The organism is Gordonia sp. UBA7599, from assembly GCA_002477755.1.
Taxonomy (GTDB): Bacteria; Actinomycetota; Actinomycetes; order Mycobacteriales; family Mycobacteriaceae; genus Gordonia.
Window position 1 is genome coordinate 13,636 of sequence record DLKD01000064.1, and the last position, 21,152, is coordinate 34,787.

22 protein-coding genes are annotated in these 21,152 nt (G+C 68.0%); 6 read left to right on the top strand and 16 right to left on the bottom strand.

Annotation, left to right across the window (positions count from 1 at the left end):
* Window positions 1-4 precede the first annotated feature (4 nt).
* Window positions 5-658, top strand: a complete 654-nt coding sequence (locus tag B4L26_RS08370) for a superoxide dismutase family protein (protein ID WP_290717924.1) — start codon at window positions 5-7, stop codon at window positions 656-658.
* Between the two features lie 497 nt (window positions 659-1,155).
* Window positions 1,156-2,442: a hypothetical protein gene (locus tag B4L26_RS08375; protein WP_290717926.1), complete on the top strand. Its 1,287-nt coding sequence runs from the start codon at window positions 1,156-1,158 to the stop codon at window positions 2,440-2,442.
* Window positions 2,443-2,457: 15 nt separating this feature from the next.
* On the opposite strand, the gene mnhG is transcribed toward B4L26_RS08375, so the two are convergent.
* The 5 genes from mnhG to B4L26_RS08405 are packed head-to-tail and all read right to left on the bottom strand — an operon-like array spanning window position 2,458 to window position 7,661.
* The gene (gene mnhG / locus B4L26_RS08380) at window positions 2,458-2,796 is read right to left on the bottom strand and encodes a monovalent cation/H(+) antiporter subunit G (protein WP_290717928.1); all 339 of its coding nucleotides are present in this window, start codon (window positions 2,794-2,796) and stop codon (window positions 2,458-2,460) included.
* The gene (locus B4L26_RS08385) at window positions 2,796-3,056 is read right to left on the bottom strand and encodes a monovalent cation/H+ antiporter complex subunit F (RefSeq protein ID WP_290717960.1); all 261 of its coding nucleotides are present in this window, start codon (window positions 3,054-3,056) and stop codon (window positions 2,796-2,798) included. Before B4L26_RS08385 ends, mnhG begins: the two co-directional genes overlap by 1 nt.
* A 5-nt stretch (window positions 3,057-3,061) precedes the next feature.
* Window positions 3,062-3,772 (bottom strand): Na+/H+ antiporter subunit E, encoded by a 711-nt coding sequence (locus B4L26_RS08390; protein WP_290717930.1) that lies wholly within the window; start codon window positions 3,770-3,772, stop codon window positions 3,062-3,064.
* Entirely contained in the window at window positions 3,772-5,409 is a 1,638-nt protein-coding gene (locus tag B4L26_RS08395) for a Na+/H+ antiporter subunit D (RefSeq protein WP_290717932.1), read from the bottom strand. The genes B4L26_RS08390 and B4L26_RS08395 overlap by 1 nt, the downstream gene beginning before the upstream one ends.
* Window positions 5,406-7,661 carry a Na(+)/H(+) antiporter subunit C gene (locus B4L26_RS08405; RefSeq protein ID WP_409563503.1) on the bottom strand — a complete coding sequence of 752 codons (2,256 nt, stop codon included), beginning with the start codon at window positions 7,659-7,661 and terminating at the stop codon, window positions 5,406-5,408. Before B4L26_RS08405 ends, B4L26_RS08395 begins: the two co-directional genes overlap by 4 nt.
* Window positions 7,662-7,749: 88 nt before the next feature.
* Here B4L26_RS08405 and B4L26_RS08410 point away from each other — a divergent pair, with 88 nt between their 5' ends.
* Window positions 7,750-8,169, top strand: coding sequence for a hypothetical protein (locus B4L26_RS08410; protein WP_290717934.1), 420 nt, complete (start codon window positions 7,750-7,752; stop codon window positions 8,167-8,169).
* A gap of 11 nt (window positions 8,170-8,180) precedes the next feature.
* On the opposite strand, the gene B4L26_RS08415 is transcribed toward B4L26_RS08410, so the two are convergent.
* From B4L26_RS08415 to B4L26_RS08445, 7 genes are read right to left on the bottom strand one after another with little or no spacing between them, the layout of a single operon-like run.
* Complete coding sequence (locus B4L26_RS08415) at window positions 8,181-8,441, bottom strand: metal-sensitive transcriptional regulator (RefSeq protein WP_290717964.1); 261 nt, start codon at window positions 8,439-8,441, stop codon at window positions 8,181-8,183.
* Entirely contained in the window at window positions 8,441-8,833 is a 393-nt protein-coding gene (locus B4L26_RS08420; protein WP_290717936.1) for a DUF302 domain-containing protein, read from the bottom strand. The genes B4L26_RS08415 and B4L26_RS08420 overlap by 1 nt, the downstream gene beginning before the upstream one ends.
* A 25-nt stretch (window positions 8,834-8,858) precedes the next feature.
* Window positions 8,859-9,776 carry a CDP-alcohol phosphatidyltransferase family protein gene (locus B4L26_RS08425; protein ID WP_290717938.1) on the bottom strand — a complete coding sequence of 306 codons (918 nt, stop codon included), beginning with the start codon at window positions 9,774-9,776 and terminating at the stop codon, window positions 8,859-8,861.
* Window positions 9,773-10,486: a phosphatidylserine decarboxylase gene (locus B4L26_RS08430; RefSeq protein ID WP_290717940.1), complete on the bottom strand. Its 714-nt coding sequence runs from the start codon at window positions 10,484-10,486 to the stop codon at window positions 9,773-9,775. The genes B4L26_RS08425 and B4L26_RS08430 overlap by 4 nt, the downstream gene beginning before the upstream one ends.
* Window positions 10,487-10,509: 23 nt before the next feature.
* Window positions 10,510-10,935 carry a DUF350 domain-containing protein gene (locus B4L26_RS08435; RefSeq protein ID WP_290717942.1) on the bottom strand — a complete coding sequence of 142 codons (426 nt, stop codon included), beginning with the start codon at window positions 10,933-10,935 and terminating at the stop codon, window positions 10,510-10,512.
* A gap of 4 nt (window positions 10,936-10,939) precedes the next feature.
* Entirely contained in the window at window positions 10,940-12,064 is a 1,125-nt protein-coding gene (locus B4L26_RS08440; protein ID WP_290717944.1) for an acyl-CoA dehydrogenase family protein, read from the bottom strand.
* A gap of 17 nt (window positions 12,065-12,081) precedes the next feature.
* On the bottom strand, window positions 12,082-13,281 hold the full coding sequence (locus B4L26_RS08445) for an acyl-CoA dehydrogenase family protein (RefSeq protein WP_290717946.1): 1,200 nt from the start codon (window positions 13,279-13,281) through the stop codon (window positions 12,082-12,084).
* Window positions 13,282-13,363: 82 nt separating this feature from the next.
* On the opposite strand from B4L26_RS08445, the gene B4L26_RS08450 reads away from it, so the two are divergent.
* Together B4L26_RS08450 and B4L26_RS08455 are read left to right on the top strand one after the other, a co-directional pair.
* Window positions 13,364-14,773, top strand: coding sequence for an amidase (locus tag B4L26_RS08450; RefSeq protein WP_290717948.1), 1,410 nt, complete (start codon window positions 13,364-13,366; stop codon window positions 14,771-14,773).
* A gap of 150 nt (window positions 14,774-14,923) precedes the next feature.
* Window positions 14,924-16,222, top strand: coding sequence for an ABC transporter substrate-binding protein (locus B4L26_RS08455; protein WP_290717950.1), 1,299 nt, complete (start codon window positions 14,924-14,926; stop codon window positions 16,220-16,222).
* A 90-nt stretch (window positions 16,223-16,312) separates the two neighbouring features.
* Here the strand turns inward: B4L26_RS08455 and B4L26_RS08460 are convergent, their stop codons facing one another.
* From B4L26_RS08460 to B4L26_RS08475, 4 genes are read right to left on the bottom strand one after another with little or no spacing between them, the layout of a single operon-like run.
* Entirely contained in the window at window positions 16,313-17,122 is an 810-nt protein-coding gene (locus tag B4L26_RS08460; RefSeq protein WP_290717952.1) for an ABC transporter ATP-binding protein, read from the bottom strand.
* Complete coding sequence (locus B4L26_RS08465; protein WP_409563502.1) at window positions 17,119-18,171, bottom strand: ABC transporter ATP-binding protein; 1,053 nt, start codon at window positions 18,169-18,171, stop codon at window positions 17,119-17,121. Before B4L26_RS08465 ends, B4L26_RS08460 begins: the two co-directional genes overlap by 4 nt.
* The gene (locus B4L26_RS08470; RefSeq protein WP_290717954.1) at window positions 18,164-19,153 is read right to left on the bottom strand and encodes a branched-chain amino acid ABC transporter permease; all 990 of its coding nucleotides are present in this window, start codon (window positions 19,151-19,153) and stop codon (window positions 18,164-18,166) included. Before B4L26_RS08470 ends, B4L26_RS08465 begins: the two co-directional genes overlap by 8 nt.
* A gap of 1 nt (window position 19,154) precedes the next feature.
* The gene (locus B4L26_RS08475) at window positions 19,155-20,534 is read right to left on the bottom strand and encodes a branched-chain amino acid ABC transporter permease (protein WP_409563501.1); all 1,380 of its coding nucleotides are present in this window, start codon (window positions 20,532-20,534) and stop codon (window positions 19,155-19,157) included.
* 356 nt (window positions 20,535-20,890) lie between these two features.
* Here B4L26_RS08475 and B4L26_RS08480 point away from each other — a divergent pair.
* On the top strand, window positions 20,891-21,152 hold a 262-nt coding region (locus B4L26_RS08480), incomplete at its 3' end, for a TCP-1/cpn60 chaperonin family protein (RefSeq protein WP_290717956.1).

Consider the following 21,152-nt stretch of genomic DNA (forward strand, 5'->3'; position numbering starts at 1 on the left):
CACGATGCGTATTCCTGTTGCGATCGCTGCTGCCACTGCCCTCGGCCTCGCCCTGGCGGGCTGTAGTAACTCCGAGGAACCGTCGACGGTGAAGGGCACGAACCCGACCGTCATCACCGGTGACCAGGGTGCGCCGGGTGGCCAGGCGGAAGGACACGGCGACGAGGGCGAGGCGGGTGGCGCCGGTGACGCTACCGCCACCCTGATCGACGTCAATGGACGCAAGATCGGGACCGCTGAGTTCACCAAGGCCGGTAACGGCGTGAAGATCGTCGTCAACGTCGCGCAGGGCTTGACGCAGGGATTCCACGGCATGCACATCCACACCAACGGCGTGTGCGATCCGAAGTCCGCGGAGCCGTTCTCCAGCGCTGGCGGACACCTGCAGGTCGGTGGGCACACCGGACATCCGTCCAGTGGCGACCTGGTGTCGATCTACATCGGCTCGAACGGCGGTGGCACCGCCACGACGACCAGCGAGGCCGTCACGATCAAGCAGATCATCGGGAAGTCGTTGGTGATCCACGCCGGTGCCGACAACTTCGGCAACATCCCCGATCGGTACAGCGCCGACGGCAAGCCCGGTCCCGACGAGAAGACCCTCGCCACAGGCGACGCCGGCGGCCGCGCCGCCTGCGGCGTCATCGACGCCGACTGACGCCGGATGGGGGAACCGGGGGCGTACGACGATCTGACGCCGTACGAGGCGCCGTCCGCGCCGCGCAACGTGCCGCTGGGCTATCCCGGCGTGTGGCCGCCGGACTCGGTGGTGGTCTCCGACAAGCGCATGTGGAAGGTCACCGACCGCGACGGTGCGACGCTCGCGTGGGACGAGACTCCGCCGGTGCGCCTCGGTGCCTGCCGGGTGCGCAACGTGCGGGCCGCCGACCGCCAGGATTCGTCGGCACTGCACCTCAACCGCTTGGCCGAGCAGCAGCATTGCGCATCGATCGACGCTCGCGCGCCGGTGGTGGCGATAGGTTCCAACGCGGCACCGTCGCAGTTGCGGCACAAGTTCCGCGACCGGCCTGAGGCGCTGTTCATCCCGTCCATCCGGGCCCGGGTCGGCGGCGTCGCGGTCGGCTACACCTCTTTCATCTCGCAGTTCGGCTACATCCCGGCAACCGTTTACCCCGACGCCGATGTGGGGAGGCCGTGCTGGCGGTGCAGTTCCTCGACGACCGTCAGATTGCCGAACTCGATGAATCGGAGTCGCCGTATTACCGGCGGGTCTGGCTCGACGCTCGCCAGGGCGTGCGCGTGGTGCTCGAAACCGGTGAGGAATTGCCCGGCGTGTACGCCTACGTCGCCGAGGGGGGACTGCGTACCGATGAGACGGGTATGCCGATCCGCATGCAGATGCCGGGGACGCCGGGCCTGACCCAGGCGCAGGTGCTGGAAGCGCCGACCGGGGATGACCTGCCGGACAACCCGTTCTTCGAGCTGCCCGACGAGATGGGCGCCGCCCCCCGCCGTTACGGGACGTTGCCGCCGGTCGGCGACGTAGAGGAGCCGCGCCGGCGCAATCCCGACGAATTAGCCGACGAAAAGCTGGCGTGGGTCGACTCGAGCCCCGACGGGCTTGAGCGCGGCGGCAAGTCGGTCATCCGGCTGTGCCGGGAGGACCTGGCGCAACTGGGCAACCCGCCGTTGGTGTCGATCCGGTCGGCGCGCCTCGCCGCCCGCTACGGCGCGGCTGCGCCCGCGGCACTGGCCGCGGTGCACCCGTACAGCCCGGAAGATCCGGCCGAGCCACCGGTCGGGCATGTGCAGGTCGACCACGTCCTGCGGATGGGTTGCGGCCTCGAGCGCGGTGACGTCGCAGCGCTGCGGCCCGCCTACGTCGACCGCGTCCGCTGGTTCGACTGGATGCTGGGCAGGCCGACGTACCTGACGATGCGCGTCACGTTGGCAGACCCGGCGTCGGCCGAGCGCGACATCGTCCTCATGCCGCGGCTGGCGATCGACATTCTCGGCGTCGAGAGCGGCGACTACATCGTGATGGAGGGCTCACCCGACGAGGACGGCAGGGTTCCGTCGGTGGTTCTCAAGGTGTTCGAGGTGCCCTCGGATGTGGAGGACAACCGCCGGGCCGTCACCGGCGGATCGTGGGGAGCGCGGTTCCCTGCCGGCGTCGAGACCCTCGGCATCAACCAGGACCTGCCGATGGCCTTCGTCGACGCCGAGCTGCGCGCGCGGCTTGGCGTGAACGGCCAGACGCTCGGGACGGTGCGTGTGCGCCCCGGACGGCTGCACCGGTTCTACGTCGAACTGCGCGAGATCCTCTTGGTGCTAGCGGTGGCGCTGCTCGGCGTCGTCACCGTCGTCAACGAGACCCCGGTGCAGATCGCCCTGATCGTCGCGCTCGTGGTGATGTCGACGATTCTGGTCGTCGGCCGCATGCGGCGTCGGCTCTCACACCGCTCCAAGCGGCGGCGGTAGCCAATCCCTCCGCGCCTACTCCTGGTCGGGAGTGGGGACCTCGGTGGGGGAACGAGTGAGGCCGCTGTCGGCGCGCTGCTCCCGATAGGCCAACTGCCCGATCCGCTGGGCCACGACCGGTGCGGTGATCATGACGAACAGTCCCGCCAGGATCAGCATCCCGATGTCGACGTTGTGCCCGAGCCGCACTCCAGCGCCGGACAGCACCAGCAGCATCCCGAACGTCTGCGGTTTTGTCGCGGCGTGCATGCGTGAGAGGGTGTCGCGGAAGCGGAGCAACCCGATCGATGCGGTGAGGGCGACCAGCGCGCCGGTGAGCACCAGGACGGTGCTGATGATTTCGGCGGCGCTCATCACTGATCATCCCGGACGCGGAAGCGGGCGACGGCGATCGACCCGATGAAGTTGACCAGGGCGATCGCGGCGATCGTCGCCACGACCGACGAGTCGCCGCTCATCCCGGCCCACACGGCCAGACCGGCCATGGTGACCGCGATCGCCATGTCCAGGGAGATCAGCCGGTCCAGCGTGGTCGGCCCGGCGAGCACGCGCACACTCGTGAGGATGGCGGCCGCCAGGAGCATGCCCGCGGCGATCAGCCACAGGATGTCGATGGTGCTCATCGCAGCTCCCTCCCGTCGGCCTCGCGCTGGGCGAGGACGCGGTTGTGATACTCGTCGTCGATCCCGTGGTACGGGCTCGGATGCCATTCGCTGTCGCGCTCGAACGCGTGGATGAAGGCGCGCTCGACAAAGGCGATCTGTCGGTCGAAAGCAGCGACCTTCCGGGGTGTCGACAGGTCGAAAACGTGGATGTAGAGCATGCGCCGACGGTGGTCGATCTCGACGACCAGAGTGCCGGGGACCAGGTTGATGTAGTTGATGGCCAGTGTCAGCACCATGTCGGACTTGATGGCCACTCGCCGTCGGACGACTGCGCCCAGCGGCGGACGGTGCGGGCGGACGGCCGCCCATGCCACCTGCATCGACGAGAGGAAGAAGTCGCGGATCAGCCGCAGGACGAGCAGGGTGATGGACACCGGGTGCAGGCGGCCCTCGACGGGGACCCGCGGCAGCGGCAGCAGTGTGATGATTGCGATCGCCATGACGAACCCGGCGAGGATGTTCGCCCACGAGACGCGTCCCCACAGCAGCACCCAGACGAAGGTCAGCCACGACACTGTCCACAGCCGGACGCCGACCTCGCGCAGGTCGCCCCCCAGCCAGTCCGGGACCTTGACGTGCCCGGCCAGCCACACGAAAGCCTGCCCGCAGGCCCAGAAGATGCTCAGCAACGTGAGCCGCCAGGCGTTGATGAGTGCAGCGCGCATCAGCGGCCCCCGATCCCGGTCACCGCGCGGATGTACACCGTGGGATCGATGACGTCGGCGGCGGCGCGGTCGGCGTAGTTCATGATCGGTCCGGCCCAGATCGTCATGGCCAGGCCGACGAGGACCATGGCCGCGGTCGGGACCACCATTCCCGGCGGCATCGATCCGACGTCGTCGCGGTCGGAGAAGGCGATGTCGGTGCTCTCGTCCATCAACGCCGACGGCCGCTCGTCGGACAGGTCGCCCTCGGGGGCGTCGGCCCGGGCCCGCCAGAACGCCTTCGTCCAGATGCGGGCGACGACGTAGAGCGTCAACAGACTGGTGACCAGACCGCCGACGACCAGCGTCCACGCGAGCACCGATCCGTCCACGGCGCCAGCCTGGAGCAGTCCGACTTTGCCGATGAAACCGGAGAACGGCGGGATGCCGCCGAGGTTGAGGGCCGGCACCAGGTACAGGACGGCCAGGACGGGACTCGCGATCAGCCCGCCGAGTCTTCGCAGCGACGCTGAGCCGGCCTGCCGCTCGATCAGCCCCACGACGAGGAACAGGGTGGTCTGCACGAGGATGTGGTGGGCGACGTAGTAGATCGCCGCGGCCATGCCGATCTTGGATGACAGCGCGATGCCGAACACCATGTAGCCGATGTGGCTGACGAGGGTGAACGAGAGCAGGCGTTTGATGTCGGACTGGGCTATCGCACCGGCGATACCGATGAGCATCGTCAACAGGCCGGCGATCATCAGCACCGAGTCCATCGACCCGCCGGGGAACAGCAGCGTGTGCGCCCGGATGATCGCGTACACGCCGACCTTGGTCAGCAAGCCCGCGAACACGGCGGTGACCGGTGCCGGGGCCGTCGGGTACGAGTCGGGCAGCCACGTGGACAGCGGGAAGACGGCGGCTTTGATGCCGAATGCGACGAGCAGAACGGCGAACAGCGCGTTGCGCGTGCCGTCGGGGACCTCGCCGTTGTTGAGTCGGATCGACATCTCGGCGAGGTTCAGCGTTCCCGTCGTCGCATAGGCGAACGCGATGCCGAGCAAGAAGATCAGCGACGAGACCATCGAGACCATCACGTACATCGCGCCCGCGCGCACCCGGTCGATGCTGGCGCCGACGGTGAGCAGCACGTAACTGGCGGTGAGGAGCACCTCGAACGACACGTACAGGTTGAACAGGTCGCCGGCGAGGAAGGCGTTGGACACGCCGGCGCACAGGATCAGGTAGGTCGGCTGGAAGATCGACACCGGCTGTGCCTCGGTGCCGTCGCGCAGACCCTGGCCGATGGCGTAGAGGATGACCGCGAGCAGCACCGTCGACGAGACGACCAGCATCATGGCCGACAGGTGGTCGACGACCAGGGTGATCCCCAGCGGTCCGAGTCGTTTGCTGCGTTGCCCGCCGACGCCGGCGTCCCAGCCGCCGATGGCGATCGCTTGCGTCCCGTGCTGGCTGACGCCGAACAGCATCAGCAGCGAGGCGCTCAGCGACGTGGTGATCGCCAGGACGGTGACGACGCGCTGCAGGCGTGGGATCCGCCCGGCGACCAGCGTGATCGCCGCGCCGATCAGCGGCACCAGCGTCGGCATGACGATGAGGACCGGGAACCAAGAGACGGGGACTGCGATGCTCATAGCTGCGGCCCCCTTCCATCGCGGTGCTGGAGTTCTCCGAGGCCCTCGTCCTCGTCGGGGCTGGGCACCACGCAATACGTGTCGTCGTCCTCGTCGGGGCTGTGCAGCTCGTCGACGACGTCGTCGGCATCGTTCATGAGGAGGTCGGTCTCAATGATGACGCGGTGCAGCGCCTCGAACTGTTCGCGCGTGAGCGGGTGGCCCTCGTCGTCGAAAAGGTCGCCGGCGGCGGTGTCGGCGAGGGTGAGCGGGTCGTCGCTCCGGTCGCGGTCCCCCGCGGTCTCCAATGAGCCGCCGAGGATCTTCACGTCCTCGGGATCGTCGTCGACGTTGTCGTCGTCCTCGCCCTCGTCACGGTTGAGGACGTAGAGGCGGTAGACGAGCGCGAGCACAAAGGCTGCGACGCCCATCATGATGACAATGGCGGTGAGGATCATCGCCTGAGCGAGCGGATCGGCGTCGGCGGCACGGCCGGCGTCGTGGCCGCGGATCGGCGGATTGCCGCTGTTTCCGGAGACGACGAGGATCAGGATGTTGACCGCGTTGCCCACGAGCATGAGGCCCAGCAGCATCTTGATGAGCGACCGGTCCATCAGCAGGTAGGCGCCGCAGCTCACGATGCCGCCCAGGACGATGATGAGGGGAACGTTGATGCTCATCGGGCGGACGAACAGGTGGTCGCGCAGGGCGCGGACCAATAGGAAGGCGCCGATGCCGCCGACGATGGCGATGGTCGAGAACAGCACCGGCAGTCCGAATCCGTGCCACAGCGCGAGGTGTTCGAGTGGTTCGCCGAAGTCGGGCAGCGTTACCGCGTACGGCTCGAACTCCTTGCCGAGCCGTCCGGCGGCGAATGCGGCGACGATGCCGAGCACGGCCAGGACCGCCGGGGGGACGAGGAACATCGCGTGCGGGTGGTGGGCTCGGGTGACCGCCAGGCTGGGGCCGGGGCGGACCTTGCGGCCGAAGGCGCCCCACAGGAAGCGCGTGGAGTAGGCCATCGTGATGGCGGCTCCCGCCAGCAGTACGAGGTCGAGGCCGTGGGAGCGCCACCCGGGCAGCGCCCCCGATGTCCAGACCGTGCCGAAGGCGGCCTCCTTGGCGACGAAACCGAAGGTGAACGGCAGGCCCGCCATGCTGGCCGCCGCCACGGCGGCGATCACCGCGAGCACGGGCATCTTCTGTCCGAGTCGCGCGAGCTTGCGCAGGTCGCGGGTACCGGTGGAGTGGTCGATGATCCCGACGACCATGAACAGTGCCGCCTTGAACATGGCGTGGGCGACGAGCATGGTGACGCCGGCGAGGGCGACGTTGGCGTCGCCGAATCCGAGGAGCACCATCAGGAAGCCGAGCTGCGAGACAGTGCCGAACGCGAGGATCAGTTTCAGGTCGAGCTCGCGCAACGACCGCCACCCACCGACGAGCATGGTCAGCGAACCCAGACCCAAGACCATCACCTGCCACACCGGCAGCGACGCGAAGCCCGGTGCCAGGCGCGCGACGAGATACACGCCGGCCTTCACCATCGCCGCGGCGTGCAGGTAGGCGCTGACCGGGGTCGGCGCGGCCATGGCTCCTGGCAGCCAGAAGTGGAACGGGATGATGGCCGACTTCGACAGCGCGCCGACGAGGATCGCGGCGATGGCGATGTCGACGTAGACGGAAGAGGCCGGTGGATGGGCGATGAGGTCCGAGAGCAGGTAGCTGCCGGTGCGGGTGCCCAGGGCAATGATGCCGCCGAGCATGGCCAGTCCGCCCAGCGTGGTGACCAACAGGGCCTGCGTCGCGGCGCGTCGCGAGGAGGCGCGAATCCCGTAGAAGCCGACCAGCAGGAACGACAACACCGTCGTGATCTCCCAGAACACGTACAGAATCAGGGTGTTGTCGGAGACGACCAAGCCGAACATGGCGGTCGCGAAGGCGAGCATCTCACCGCCGAACATCGCGACGCGCGGGCGCATCGCGTCGAAGTAGTTCGCGCAGTAGCAGAGGACGAGGGCGCCGATCCCGAGGATGAGGACCGCCATGACGGCCGACAGCGTGTCCATCCGCATGTCGAACGTCATCTGTAGCCGAGGGATCCACTGGACCGATTCGACGCGGGGACCGTTGGTGGGCCAGTGCGTGAGGACCCATACCAGGGCGGCGACGGGCGCTAGGGCGATGACGTAGAAGCCGCGTGGACCCAGCCACCACATCACGGCCGGCGCGACCAGCGCGGCGACCGAAAGTGCGATGAGGGTGCTTAGCAACGGGCGCTCCGGCGAGATCGGTCTACTTCGGTCATCGGCGGGGTGTCATTTGCGAGTCACCCGCGGTTCTTACCCTACCGTTGCAGGTATGGCCCGTTTTCCTTTAGGTCTTCTGCTCGCCCTGGTCGTCGTGCTGGGCGGGCTCGTGGTGTCTTGTGACTCGTCGGATCCGTCGGGGCCGGTCGGCGATGTGTCGCTGCCCGCGGACTTCCCACGCGATCAGGTTCCGTTGCTCGACGGTCGGCTGACTCAGGCGACGGGTACGCGCGCCGAGGGGTGGTCGCTGACGGTGCAGGGCGAGTACGGCGGCCCCAACGTGTTCGACGCGGCTGTGTCAAAGCTGGTGAAGGACGGGTACACCGAGTCCAGCCGGACCGGGGACGGCGGCACGCGCACGGTGATCCTGTCGAAAAAGCACGATCGCGAGACCTACTGGGTCACCGTCGCCAGCTCGCCGCGCGCCGCGGGTGGTCCGAACTCGGTGTTCTACCAGGTCAGCGTCACCTGACCTGACCGGACTCAGGCCAGCGAGAGGAAGAGGCGCTCAAGCTTGGCCTGGTCGACGTTGTCGGGCCCCTCGGTGCGCATGCAGTGCTGCAAACCGGTGGCCACCAGCGAGTAACCGCTGCGGGCGATCGCCTTGTCGACGGCGGCGAGCTGCGTCAGCGCGTCCTCGCATTCGGCGCCCTCTTCCAGCATGCGGATGACCGAGGCGAGGTGTCCGTGTGCACGGCGCAGACGGGTGAGGACCGGCTTGAGCTCGTCGGCGGGGAGCTGCATCACGCCACCAGCTTCTCGAGCATCTCGGTGAGGCGCTGTCGTGCCGTCGCGGCGATGGGGCCCAGCTCGGCGGTACCGGTGAACTCCTCCATCGTCGCGGGGTCGAGGATCTCGATGTGGCTGCGCGCCTCGCCGTCAGCGGAGACCACGACGTTGCACGGCATGATCGCGGCGACGCGCGGGTCGGCCTGCAGGGCGGCGTGGGCGAAAGCGGGCTGGCAGGCGCCGAGGATGATCTTGGGCTCGACGTCGACGTCGAGCTTCTTCTTCAGGGTTGCCTTGATGTCGATCTCGGTGAGCACGCCGAAACCGGCGTCGGCGAGGCCGGCGCGCACGGCGGTGACCGCTTCGTCGTAGGGGAGGGGCAGGTCGGCGGCGATGGTGAACTCCATACCGCAATCATAACCCCCCGGGGGGTTATTTCCCAGTGGGTGGGCGGCGCAGTCCCAGGCGCGCTTGAGACTTGCGCAGGCTCGGCCGGCGCTTGCTCGTCATGCGCCGGTAGGACCGCCGCTCCGACGGCAGTGAGTCCCAGTGCTCCGGACGTGCCTCGACCCATCGGTTCGCCCACCAGGCGAACGGGATGTGGGCGAGGTAGGCGGCAATGAGCAGCGTCATCAGCGTGTACGGATAGGTGACCAGCAGCGCGGCGGCCCCCGCCACCAAGATCAGGGCCGGGGCCAGTGCAGAGCGCGAGAGCTTTGTCGTGGCCTTGAGTGACGACGTCGGAATGCGGCTGATCGCAAGGAACGCCGCCAGCAGCGTCCAGCCGCCGACCACCGGGAGTGAGCTCCACCAACCGTCGCCCAGACCCTCGTGCAAACCGACGGGGCCCAGTGCGATCAGCGCGGCCGCCGGCGCGGGCACGCCGACGAAGAAGTCGCGGTAGTAGCCGGGGGCGTTCTCGTCGTCGTTGAGGGTGTTGAACCGCGCCAGCCGCAGGATGATCGCGCAGCAGTAGACCAGGACGATGGCCCACCCCAGGTCATGGCCCTTCAGGAGGACGCTTGCCAGGATCAGCGCGGGTACGACGCCAAAGTTGATCGCGTCGGCCAGCGAGTCGAGTTCGGCGCCGATCTTCGAGGTGGCGTGGATCATCCGCGCGATGCGGCCGTCGACGCCGTCGAGTGCGGCAGCGCTCACCACCAGGACAAGTGCGAGATCCACGCGGCCCTCGGCTGCCAGTTTCACCGCGGTGAGCCCAGCGCAAACGGCGAAGATGGTCAGTGCCGAGGGGATGACCAGTTTCGCCGAGCGTGCCGCATCCGCCGATGCCGGGCCCGACCGTCGACGCGATCCTCCGCGGGACCGTCGGATTCCCGCGACGTGGCTCATGACAGCTCCGCGATCACGGTCTCGGCGCCGACGGTGCGCTGGCCGACCAGCACCGGCGTGGGCGTCCCAGCGGGGAGGTAGACGTCCACGCGCGACCCGAATCGGATCAGGCCGTACGTGTCGCCGATGTGTAGCTGCTGCCCGACGGCGGCGTTGTTGACGATGCGCCGGGCGATGAGGCCCGCAATCTGAACGACGCCCACTTGCGCGCCCGACTCGGTTCGAATGGTCATGGCGGTCCGTTCGTTGTCGCTGCTGGCCTCGGGGAGATCGGCGGAGAGGAACGCGCCGGGGGTGTGCTGTAGCGCCGTCACGGTGCCCGAAACGGGGACGCGCTGGACGTGGACGTCGAAGACGGACAGGAACGTCGAGACACGCGGTAGGGGATCGCTGCCCAGTCCCAGCTCGGGCGGGGGGACGGCAGTGTCGACGAGGGCGACCTCACCGTCGGCGGCAGCGACCACCACACCGGGGCGCGTCGGCGGGACGCGGCCGGGGTGGCGGAAGAAGGCGGCGCACGCCGCGGTGAGAGCCCACGCGGGCCGTGCGACCCACGGGCGCCGACGGGCCACGAGGGCCACGGCGGCGCCACCGGCCACAAAGGGCAGACCCGCCGGATGCAAGGGCGGAATGGTCTGTTGGGCGAGGTCGCGCAGGTGGCGCAAACCCGTCGGCTGCGGATGGTCGGGGGAACTCGGGCGTCTGGCCACGATCCGTCAGCCTATGACACGGGCTAGAGGGTCGCGCCGACGGAGACGCCGAGGGTAACGAAGACCACTACGTTGACCCACACGACGGCACTGTTGCCGCTCAGCAGCAACTCGCCCAGGCGTCCCGGCGTCAACCAGTCGATCAGCACGTACGAGAAGCACATGAGGGCGATGGCCACGATCGAGTACAACAGGGCGAACAACAATCCTTGCCACAGGTACTCGGTCATGAGGCCGGCGCGGGCGCTCGCGGCATAGACGACGCCGACCGAGACCAGGAACCCCGTCGTCAGGATCACCGCGTTCTGATTGCCATCGCGCCAGAGCAGGTCCCGCAGGCGGCCCGGTGTGACCACGTCGACGGCGAGATAGGCGAGGATCAATACCCCGATCCCGACAAGGCCGTAGGCCGCGATATCGGCGAGGTTGTTCAGCAGCAGGCTCTTCATGCGCTCAGCCTATCGACACCATGTCCCAATCGGTGACCGACTTGGCCAGCCGGGTCAGGTGTGCCTCCGCGTCCCCGAGGGTGTGCGAGATCGCGGTGAGCCGGCTGACGTAGTGGCCGACGGGATATTCGACGGTCATCCCGATGCCGCCGTGCATCTGGATCGACTCTTGGCCGATCTCGCGGGCCGACCGGCAGATCTGCAGTTTCGCGCGGGACGCGACGATCTCGTCGGCAATACCGTCGGCCAGCGTCGCCGTCGCGTACACGCTGAGGCTGCTCGCCAGTTCCAGCAGTACGTACATGTCGGCCGCGCGGTGGGTGAGCGCCTCAAAAGTCGACAGCGTCACACCGAACTGCTGGCGCGTCTTCAAGTACCCGACGGTCAGCTCCAGTGCTCGCCCCATCGCGCCGACGGCCTCGGCGCACAGTGCGGTTTGCGTGAGCACCTCGGTCCGTGCGATCGCCGCCTCCGCGTCGGCGGTCAGCCGCAGGGCCGGGGCACCGTCGAAGGTGATTTGCGCGCCGCGCCGGCGGTCGTGGGTCCGGAACGGGGTGCGCGACACGCCCTGCGCGTCGGCGTCGACGACGTAGAGCCCGGCGTTGCCGGCCCCGTTGCGCGCGGAGACGACGAGTTTGTCGGCGCTGTCACCGGCGAGAACCTCGGTCTTGGTGCCGGTGAGCGTGACTTCCTCACCGTCGCCCGATGCCGTCGTGGCGACGGCGGCATACGGCCAGCGGTCGCCGGCCTCGGTGTGGGCGAAGGCAGCCAGGAGTTCACCCGAGGCCAGTCCGCCGAGGAGTTCTGCGCGAACCGGCCCATCGGCGGTGTCGGAGATGAGCGCAGCGGGGACGACGACCCCGTTCAAGTAGGGCTCGGGCGCGAGGGTGCGGCCGATCTCGCCGAGCACTGCGCTCAGCTCGACCGGGCCGGCGCCCATGCCGCCGTCTTCCTCGTCGATGGTGAGGCCGAGGATGCCGATCTCGGCGAGCGCCTGCCACACCTTGGGGTCCCAGCCCCGTTCGGTGTCGGTGACCGCGCGCAGCGTCTCGATGTCGTAGGTCTTGGTCAGCAGGTCGCGCACGGTGTCGCGCAGCATGACCTGTTCGTCGTTGAGTTCGAAGTCCATGGTGTGTGAGTGCTCCCTCAGAGGCCGAGGACGGCTTTGTCGATGATTTGGCGCTGGACCTCGGAGCTACCGCTGTAGATCGAGACCTTGCGGTAGTTGAGGTAGTGCGGGACCGACCGCTGTGCCCACGCCGGGGCGGTGATGTCGGCGGTGCCATTGGCTGCCGCTGGGTCGGGCGGCGCAACAGCCAGCGAATTGGGGCCGGCGATGTCGGTGAGGATCTCGGTGGCGGCCTGCTGGAGTTCGCTGCCGCGCAGCTTCAGCAGACTCGACGCCGGGTTCGGCTTGCCGTCGGCCGAGGAGGCGACGACGCGCAGCTGGGTCAGTTCCAGCGCGAGGAGCTCGTTCTCCAGCTCAGCGATCCGGGCCGCGAAGAGCGGGTCGTCGAGCAGCGTCCCGTCGACCGTCTTCGTCTCGGCGGCGAGCTTCTTCGCCGTGGAGAGGGCCAGCTTGGTGTTGCCGACACGGGCGACCCCGGTGCGCTCGTTGCCCAGGAGGAACTTCCCGTACGACCAGCCGGCGTTCTCCTCGCCGATGAGTTGATCGGCCGGGACGCGCACGTCGTTGAAGAAGACCTCGTTGACCTCGTAGCCACCGTCGATGAGCTGGATCGGGCGGACCTCGATGCCGGGTGAGTTCATCTCGATGACCAGGAAGCTGATGCCGGCTTGACGCTTGGGGGCGTCGGGGTTGGTGCGGACGAGGGCGAAGATCCAATCCGCGTACTGGCCCAGCGTCGTCCACGTCTTCTGGCCGTTGACGACCCACTCATCGCCGTCGCGGACGGCTTTGGTCTTCAGCGAGGCGAGGTCGGAGCCGGCCTCCGGCTCGGAGAATCCCTGGCACCACCAGATGTCGCAGTTGGCGGTCGGCGGCAGGAACCGCTCCTTCTGCTCCTGGGTGCCGAACTCGGCGATGACCGGGCCGACCATGGCGGCGTTGAAGGCCAGCGGCTCGGGGACCGAGGCCAGCGCCATCTCCTCGCGCCAGATGTGGTGCTGGATGGGGGTCCAGTCACGTCCGCCCCACTCGACCGGCCAGTTCGGGACGCACAGACCCGCCTCGTTGAGGATCCGCATGGTGGTCACCATGTCGGACGGGAAGTCGCCGTGCCCGTCGGCGGCGCGCTCACGGATGTCGGCGGGAATCTGCGTGGTGAAAAAGGTGCGCATCTCTTCGCGGAACGCGACCTCTTCGGCGGATGGTTTCAGGTGCATGGTTCTTTGATACTCCGGTTGTGTTCGTCGTTGGTCGGAACCGCACCGATCGCTCCAGGCCGTCCGTGTAGCGTCGGCTGCCATGAGCAAAGTCAGTGCGTTCGACGACGATTGCCTGGGCGATTTGGACGCAGTGGGCGTCGCCGAGGCGATTAAAGCAGGGCAGTTCTCGGCGGAAGAAGCCGCCCGTGCCGCGCTGGCGCGGATCGACGCAGTCGAGCCGCAGTTGTCCGCGGTGGCGCAGGACGACCGGGAGCGCGGGCTCGCCCGAGCCGCGAACGGTGACCTGCCCGACGGGCTGCTGCGCGGCGTGCCGTCCATGATCAAGAACAACACGCACTTCGCGGGGATCCCCACGCAACACGGATCGGCGGCGGTGCCGCCGATTCCCGCCGGGCACAACGAGCCGTTCACCGACCAGTTGCTCGCGACCGGCGTCAACATCCTCGGTGCGACGACCCTGCCGGCCTTCGGTCTGACCGCGTCCACCGAATATGTGGACCGTCCCCCGACGCGCAATCCGTGGAACACCGACTACTCCGCGGGCGCGTCGTCGGGCGGATCCGCGGCGCTGGTCGCCGCGGGCGCCCTGCCGATCGCGCACGCCAACGACGGTGGCGGCTCGATCCGGATTCCGGCCGCTTGTTGCGGCCTCGTGGGGCTCAAGCCGACCCGTGACCGGGTGGCCAAGTCGGCCGAGGCGGCGGGCATGCCCATCGACCTGATCTCCAACGGGGTGGTCACCCGGACCGTCCGCGACACGGCGTACTTCCTCGCCGACTCCCAGCGTCACGCCCCCGCCAACGGCATGCCGGCCCTGGGCCTGGTGGAGGGACCGAGTCGGCGTCGACTGCGGATCGCGCTGATCAGCGAGCCGATCACCGGACAGCTGCTGGACCCGGACACGTCGCTCGTGATGGAGGACGTCGCCGAGCTGCTGGCCGCCCAGGGCCACCACATCGACCGGGTGCCGCTGCCGATCGACCGCCGCTACGTCGACGACTTCCTCGGGTACTGGGCGCTGCTCGCGTTCTCCATCGACCACTTCGGCAAGCGCGTCATCAGCAGCGGCTTCGACCGGTCACAACTCGACCCGTTCACCCGCGCCCTCTCGCGCAAGTTCGCGCGGCGGGTGTGGGGGGCGCCCGGTGCCCTGCGCGGCCTGCGCAAGGCGACCGGCCAGTTGGGGAGCCTCTTCGACCGCTTCGACGTCGTCTTCACCCCGACGCTGGCCCACGCGACACCGGAGATCGGGTACTTGGACCCCGCCGCCGACTTCGACGAGCTCCTCGACCGCCTCATCCGTTACGTCGCCTTCACCCCGGCGAACAACACCTCCGGCACCCCCGCGATCAGCCTGCCGCTCGGACAGACCCGGGACGGCCTGCCGATCGGCATGCAGTTCGCGGCCTACCTGGGCCAGGAACAGACGCTGCTCGAACTCGCCTACGAGCTCGAGGCGCTGCGCCCCTTCGCCCGCATCCAGGACTGATCCACAGGATCGCGGCGAACAGACCGCCGGTGAGTTTCACGTTCTTTTACGTGGCAGCAACACGGCCCCGCTAGTTTGTCCACAGACGAACGCGGTTCATTGCGTGGTGAAACGCGCGCCGCGGTCTGTCATGACACAAGGAGAGAGTTGATGTCCTTTCGTTTGGCACGAAACGGCGCGGTAGCCGTTGCCGCGGCCGCAGCGATGGCACTCGCCGGCTGCAGTTCGGGTTCGGACTCCGACAAGGCTGCCGAGTCCTGCGATCCGACGCAGGCCGTCGTGGCCGCCCCCGGTCCGGTCAGCACGGACCCCCTCAACATCGGGACACTGCTCCCCGAGACCGGCAGCCTCGCCTTCCTCGGCCCGCCGATGGCGGCCGGTGTGAAGCTCGCGGTCAATGAGATCAACGCCAACGGCGGTGTGTTGGGCAAGCCGGTGAAGCTGACGACCGGTGACTCCGGCGACACCACCACCGACACCGCCAGCGCGACTGTCGACCGCGAACTCGCCGCCGGCACCCAGGTCATCGTCGGCGCGGCCTCCTCGGCTGTGTCGTTGAAGGTGCTCGACAAGATCGCCTCGGCCGGTGCGGTGATGTTCTCGCCGGCCAACACCTCCGACCAGTTCACCTGCTACAAGGACCAGGGGATGTACTTCCGCACGGCGCCGCCGGACACGCTGCAGAGCCAGGCGCTCGCGCAGACGATGGCCGCCGACGGTGTGCAGCGCGTTTCCATCCTCGCGCTCAACGACCCGTACGGCACGGGCCTGGCCGCGAACACCAAGAAGAACCTTGAGGCCGGTGGCATTCCCGCCGACCAGATCCAGACGATCATCTACGACCCGAACGCCCAGTCGTTCAACGCCGAGATCGACCAGATCAAGGACTTCAAGCCGGACGGGGTCGCGGTCATCGGCTTCGAGGAGACCTCGAAGATCATCACTCGCATGCACGAGGTCGGCATCGGTCCCAGTGACGGCGTCATGGTGTACGGCACGGACGGCAATATGGGCAACGCGCTCGGCGAGGCCACCGGGCCCGGTCTGCTCAAGGGAATGAAGGGCACGACGCCCGAGACCGACGTCGGCGACAAGTTCCGCGCCCGTCTGAAGAAGGTCGACCCCAAGTTGATCGACTTCAACTACGCCGGTGAGAGCTACGACGCCGTCGTGATCTCCGCGCTCGCCGCGTCGAAGGCCAAGTCGACCAACGGCAAGGGTATTGCGGCGAACATCGTCGCGGTCACCACCGGTGGCACCGAGTGCACGACGTTCAAGGCGTGCCTCGCACTGCTCGACGAGGGCAAGGCGGTCGCCTACAAGGGTCCGACGGGCAACCTTGCGCTCAACGCCGCTGGCGACCCGACCAAGGGGTCCTACAGCGTCCGCGAGTTCGGCAAGGACAACAAGCTCGGCGACCCGAAGTTCGTCGTCGTGCAAGCCCAGTGACGACGCGCTGAGCAACTAAACCCAGTCGGGGCCGCAGGGAGGAATCCCTGCGGCCCGACTGTTGGTGTGCCTGTGAGTATTTCGCGGTGGCTATTTCTCCGAGCTGCCCGCCAGCGTGCCGAGGTAGAGCTCGACGACCATCGGGTCGACGGCGAGATTGGCCCCGGTGTCGGTGTAGGCGTTGCGGCCCTGGTCCAAAACGTAGCCGCGGTCGCAGATCTGCAGGCAGCGCCGGGCGTTCTGCTCGACCATGATGATCGAGACGCCGGTGCCGTTGATCTCCTTGCAGCGGATGAACACCTCGTCCTGGAACATCGGTGACAGCCCGGCCGACGGCTCGTCGAGCAACAGCACCGACGGGTCCATCATCAGGGCGCGGCCCATGGCCACCATCTGGCGCTCGCCGCCTGAGAGTGCGCCGGCTTTCACCTTCCGGCGTTCACTCAACAGCGGGAACAGCTCGGAGACGAAGTCGAACCGGGTGCGGAACTCCTTGGGGCGCAGGTAGGCGCCCATCTCGAGGTTCTCCTCGATGGTGAGCGCGGCGAAGACGTTCTGCGTCTGCGGCACGTAGCCGACACCCTTGTTGACCAGGACGTGCGCCTTGGCCGACGTGATGTCCTCGCCGCGCAGCGTGACCGATCCCTTGCGCACCGGGATGAGCCCGAACAGGGTTTTCAGCAGGGTCGACTTGCCGGCCCCGTTGGGCCCGATGATGCCGACGATCTCACCCTCGTTGAGGAAGAAGTTGCAGTCCTCGAGGATGTTGATGCCGGGCAGGTATCCGGCGGTGATGTCGTCGGCGCGCATCAGGGCGCCCTCGGCGAGGCGGCGGTGCTCCTCCGGGGTGGCCGCGCGCTGTGCCGGGGTGAGGGATCGCGTGATGTTCGGTGAGTTCACTGGTGGCCCTTCGGGTTCGGTGCCGGCAGGTCTGGCGCCTCGCTGAGGTCCCCGCCGGCGGCCAGGTCGGCCTCGATGGCGCTCTCGACCTCCTGGGCGAGGGCGGCCGTCGCCCCGACCGGCCGCCCGTGCTCGTCGAATTCGAGGCGCTGGTCGTGATGCGATCCGAGGTAGGCGTCGATGACCGCGTCGTTCTCGGAGAGCCGCCCGGGCAGGGTCTCGGCGATGACCTGGCCCTGGGCCATGACGACGACCCAGTCGCTGATGTCGCGGATGACGTCCATGTCGTGCTCGACGAAGACCACCGACACCCCGTCGTCGCGGATGCCCTTGATGTGTTCGAGCAGGCTTTGCGTCAGCGCGGGGTTCACGCCGGCCATCGGCTCGTCGAGCATCACGATCTTGGGGTCGGTCATCAGTGCGCGTGCCATCTCGAGGAGCTTGCGCTGCCCGCCCGAGAGCGACCCGGCGAGATCGTCGGCCTTGGCGTCGAGCTTGAACCGGACGAGCATCTCGTTGGCCCGCTCGGTGATCGCCGCCTCCTGCTTGCGCCACGTCCAGGGTGCGAGTGCGGCCAGGAAGTGCTCGCCGAGTTGGTGGCGGGCGCCCAGACGCACGTTGTCCAGGACGGTCAGCTTGGACAGTGCCTTGGTCAGCTGGAAGGTGCGGACCATGCCGTGGCGCGCGACCTGGTGGGGGACCATGCGGCCCAGCGGCTTGCCGTCGAGTCGGCAGGTGCCTGAATCAGGGCGGTCGAATCCGGTGATGAGGTTGAAGAACGTCGTCTTGCCCGCGCCATTGGGCCCGATGAGGCCGGTGATGGCGCCGCGCTGGATCTCCAGGTGGTCGACGGCGACGGCGGTGAGGCCGCCGAAGGTGCGGGTGATGTCGTCGACGACGATGATCGGGTCGGGCTTGGCGACGCCCGGGACGGGTTGGATCGACGAGAAGATGTGCGCGCGCTGCGCCGCGGACAGCGCGGCGGCCGCATCGGTCCGCGCCGGGGCCGCGTCGGGCAACGTGGGATTGGGCGGGGTTGGATCAGACACTGAGTTGCACCTCTCGCTTGTTGCCGATCAATCCCTGCGGCCGGAACACCATCATCAGGATGATCGCGAGCCCGAGGATGACGTAGCGGATGGCACCGACCTGTTGGCTGGACAGGTCCAGCAGGGGGTCGGCGCCCGACGTGGCCTGGCGCAGCAGCGCGTCGGGGATGGCCAGGAGGAACCAGAACAGCATGGCGCCCAACACCGGCCCGAACACGGTCGCCGCACCGCCGAGGATCAGTGCGCCGTAGGCGAAGAACGTCTGGGCGGTGGAGTAGAAGTCGGGGTTGACCGACTGGGTGGCCAGCGCGTTGAACACGCCACCGAGGGCGCCGATGCACCCGCCCAGGATCAGGGCCTGCATCTTGAAGGAGTAGGCGTTCTTGCCCAGGGCTCGGGCAGCGTCCTCGTCCTCGCGGACAGCCCGCAGGACGCGGCCCCAGGGGCTGCGGGCCAGGAGGTAGACCAGCAGGCACAGCACGGCGACGATGGACCAGCCGATGAGCATCGACCACAGGTCGGTGCCCTGGAACTTCACTCCGAGGAACGAATACTGCTTGCCGTTGTCGAAGGGGCTGGCGGCGTAGAACCCCGACGCGTAGTCGAAGATGCCGTTGGTCGAGTGGGTGATCTTGTCCGACGACGTCGAGCGGAACACCAGTCGCAGGATCTCCGACGTCGCGATGGTGACGATCGCGAGATAGTCGGCCCGCAGCCGCAGTGTCGGCAGGCCCAGCACCGTCGCTAGGACTGCTGCGGCGGCGATACCGACGATGGCGCCAAGCCACAGCGGCTGGTCGTAGTTGACGGCCATGATGCCGACGCCGTAGCCGCCGAGCAGCGCGAAGCCGATCTGGCCGAAGTTGAGCAGGCCGGCGTAGCCGAAGTGCAGGTTCAGGCCGATGGCCAACAGCGCGTAGAAGATCGCCGACGGGCCGACGAGCTGCGCGAGCGCGATTTGAAGGGCAGCGATGAGGTCCATGTCAGCCGATCCTTGCTCGTGAGCCGAGAATGCCCTGCGGGCGGATGGTCAGTACGACGATCAGGATCAGCAGTCCGCCGACGTACTTGAGGTCGGGGCTGATCCAGAAGGTGGAGATCTGGACGACGAGGCCGACGATGACGCAGCCCAGCAGGGCGCCGTACGCATTGCCAAGCCCGCCCAGGGTGATGCCGGCGAACATGAGGAGCAGGAGCTTGAAGCCCATCTCCCACTGGACGCGGCCGCCCAGCTCGGACACGGCGAAGAGCACGCCGCCCAGGGCGGCCAGGCCGCCGGCCAGTGCCCACACCAACAGGATCACGCGGTCGACGTTGATCCCCGACGACGCGGCGAGGTCGCGGTTGTCGGCGACCGCGCGCATCGCCTTGCCGATGCGTGTCTTCTGCAACATGACCGCGACGGCCAGGATCGTCACCAGGCTGATGATGATGCACCACAGGTTCACCGGCGTGATGGCGAAGGCGCCGGAGCCGATCTGCTTGCGGATCTGATAGTCGTCGAACGGCTTGGAGCGGTCGGAGAAGAAGATGAGGATCAGATAGCGCAGGATCAGCCCCAACCCGATCGACACGACGAGCATCGCCACGAGGCCGACTCCCCGTCGTCGAAGGGGCCGCCAGATGCCGAGTTCGTTGAGGATGCCGATACCGACGCCGGCGACGATGGCGAGCACCGTCGCGGGGATCAGCTGCAGGCCGAGTTTGACGTTGATCGCCCAGGCGATCACGGCGCCGAGGGTGACCAGCTCGCCGTGGGCGAAGTTGGTGAGGCCGGTGGTGCCGAAGATCAGGCTCAGCCCGACGCCGGTGATGGCGATGATGAGGCCGAACCGGATGCCGTCGATGGCCAGGCGGGTCAGTTTCGCCGCCGATGAGATGTCGGCACTGGCGCGTTTGGCGCCGAAGGAGAAGAGGACCGGCCGGTCGCTGCCCTCGGTGAGGGTCACCTTGATCTCGGACTCCTGGACTTCGACGCCGCTTGGGAGCGTGCCTTTGTCCAGGACAACGGTGTAGTTGCCGGGCACGAGGTTGATCTCCCAGGCCCCGGTGTCCGACGACTTGGCCTTGCCGACGGTTTTCCCGGCGTCGTTGCGGGCCTCGACCTTGACGTCGGACAGGCGCTTGGTCCCGTCGCGCAGGACGCCGAAGGCGCGGACGGTGTCCTCTTGCGGCGCCGGTTTCGGCGCGGTCTTCGATGTGGGGGTCTTTGGCGCCGCGGTGGCGACGGTGCCGGCCAACCCGGCCAACACCCCCGCGACCATGGTGAACAAGAGCGTGAGGGCGACACGTGCGAACCATGGGCGACGCGTGGCGCCGGGGCTTCGCCTCCCCGCGGCGGTCAGCCGGTCGGGCACTGTCATCGAGTGGTTCCTCCGTCTATCGGTGGTCCGTTCGGCGGTCGTGGCACATGGCGTCACCGGGCCGAAACGCCCTTTACTGCGGGCAGGCTAGTCGCCGCGGTCGCGCGGCGCGACTACATCAGTGTTTCGCACGGGTAAGAAGCTGGGGCCAGCCGGTGCCGTTTGTGGTGGTTTCCGAGCCAGAGGGCGGCCTTGCACTCTCAAGGGGAGAGTGCTAAAACGGTGTTGGCACTCTAAGACCTTGAGTGCTAGGTCGGAGCGGTGAGACCGGTCGTTGACACGCCGGTCGTCCGTCGCGGGCACCGGGTCCGACCCTTGAATCCTAGTGTCACCCCCAATCGGAGGATCACTTACCCATGGCCAAGCAAATCGCGTTCGACGAGGAGGCCCGTCGCGGCCTCGAGCGGGGTCTCAACAGCCTCGCCGACGCAGTCAAGGTGACGTTGGGCCCCAAGGGCCGCAACGTCGTCCTGGAGAAGAAGTGGGGCGCCCCCACGATCACCAACGATGGTGTTTCCATCGCCAAGGAGATCGAGCTGGAGGACCCCTACGAGAAGATCGGTGCCGAGCTCGTCAAGGAAGTCGCCAAGAAGACTGACGACGTCGCCGGCGACGGCA

Coding starts and splice junctions, on each gene's coding strand:
- B4L26_RS08370 (WP_290717924.1), top strand. CDS start 5: ATGCGTATTCCTGTTGCGATCGCTGCTGCCACTGCCCTCGGCCTCGCC.
- mnhG (WP_290717928.1), bottom strand. CDS start 2,796: ATGAGCGCCGCCGAAATCATCAGCACCGTCCTGGTGCTCACCGGCGCG.
- B4L26_RS08390 (WP_290717930.1), bottom strand. CDS start 3,772: ATGCGCGCTGCACTCATCAACGCCTGGCGGCTCACGTTGCTGAGCATC.
- B4L26_RS08395 (WP_290717932.1), bottom strand. CDS start 5,409: ATGAGCATCGCAGTCCCCGTCTCTTGGTTCCCGGTCCTCATCGTCATG.
- B4L26_RS08410 (WP_290717934.1), top strand. CDS start 7,750: ATGGCCCGTTTTCCTTTAGGTCTTCTGCTCGCCCTGGTCGTCGTGCTG.
- B4L26_RS08415 (WP_290717964.1), bottom strand. CDS start 8,441: ATGCAGCTCCCCGCCGACGAGCTCAAGCCGGTCCTCACCCGTCTGCGC.
- B4L26_RS08420 (WP_290717936.1), bottom strand. CDS start 8,833: ATGGAGTTCACCATCGCCGCCGACCTGCCCCTCCCCTACGACGAAGCG.
- B4L26_RS08425 (WP_290717938.1), bottom strand. CDS start 9,776: ATGAGCCACGTCGCGGGAATCCGACGGTCCCGCGGAGGATCGCGTCGA.
- B4L26_RS08435 (WP_290717942.1), bottom strand. CDS start 10,935: ATGAAGAGCCTGCTGCTGAACAACCTCGCCGATATCGCGGCCTACGGC.
- B4L26_RS08440 (WP_290717944.1), bottom strand. CDS start 12,064: ATGGACTTCGAACTCAACGACGAACAGGTCATGCTGCGCGACACCGTG.
- B4L26_RS08445 (WP_290717946.1), bottom strand. CDS start 13,281: ATGCACCTGAAACCATCCGCCGAAGAGGTCGCGTTCCGCGAAGAGATG.
- B4L26_RS08450 (WP_290717948.1), top strand. CDS start 13,364: ATGAGCAAAGTCAGTGCGTTCGACGACGATTGCCTGGGCGATTTGGAC.
- B4L26_RS08455 (WP_290717950.1), top strand. CDS start 14,924: ATGTCCTTTCGTTTGGCACGAAACGGCGCGGTAGCCGTTGCCGCGGCC.
- B4L26_RS08470 (WP_290717954.1), bottom strand. CDS start 19,153: ATGGACCTCATCGCTGCCCTTCAAATCGCGCTCGCGCAGCTCGTCGGC.
- B4L26_RS08475 (WP_409563501.1), bottom strand. CDS start 20,534: ATGACAGTGCCCGACCGGCTGACCGCCGCGGGGAGGCGAAGCCCCGGC.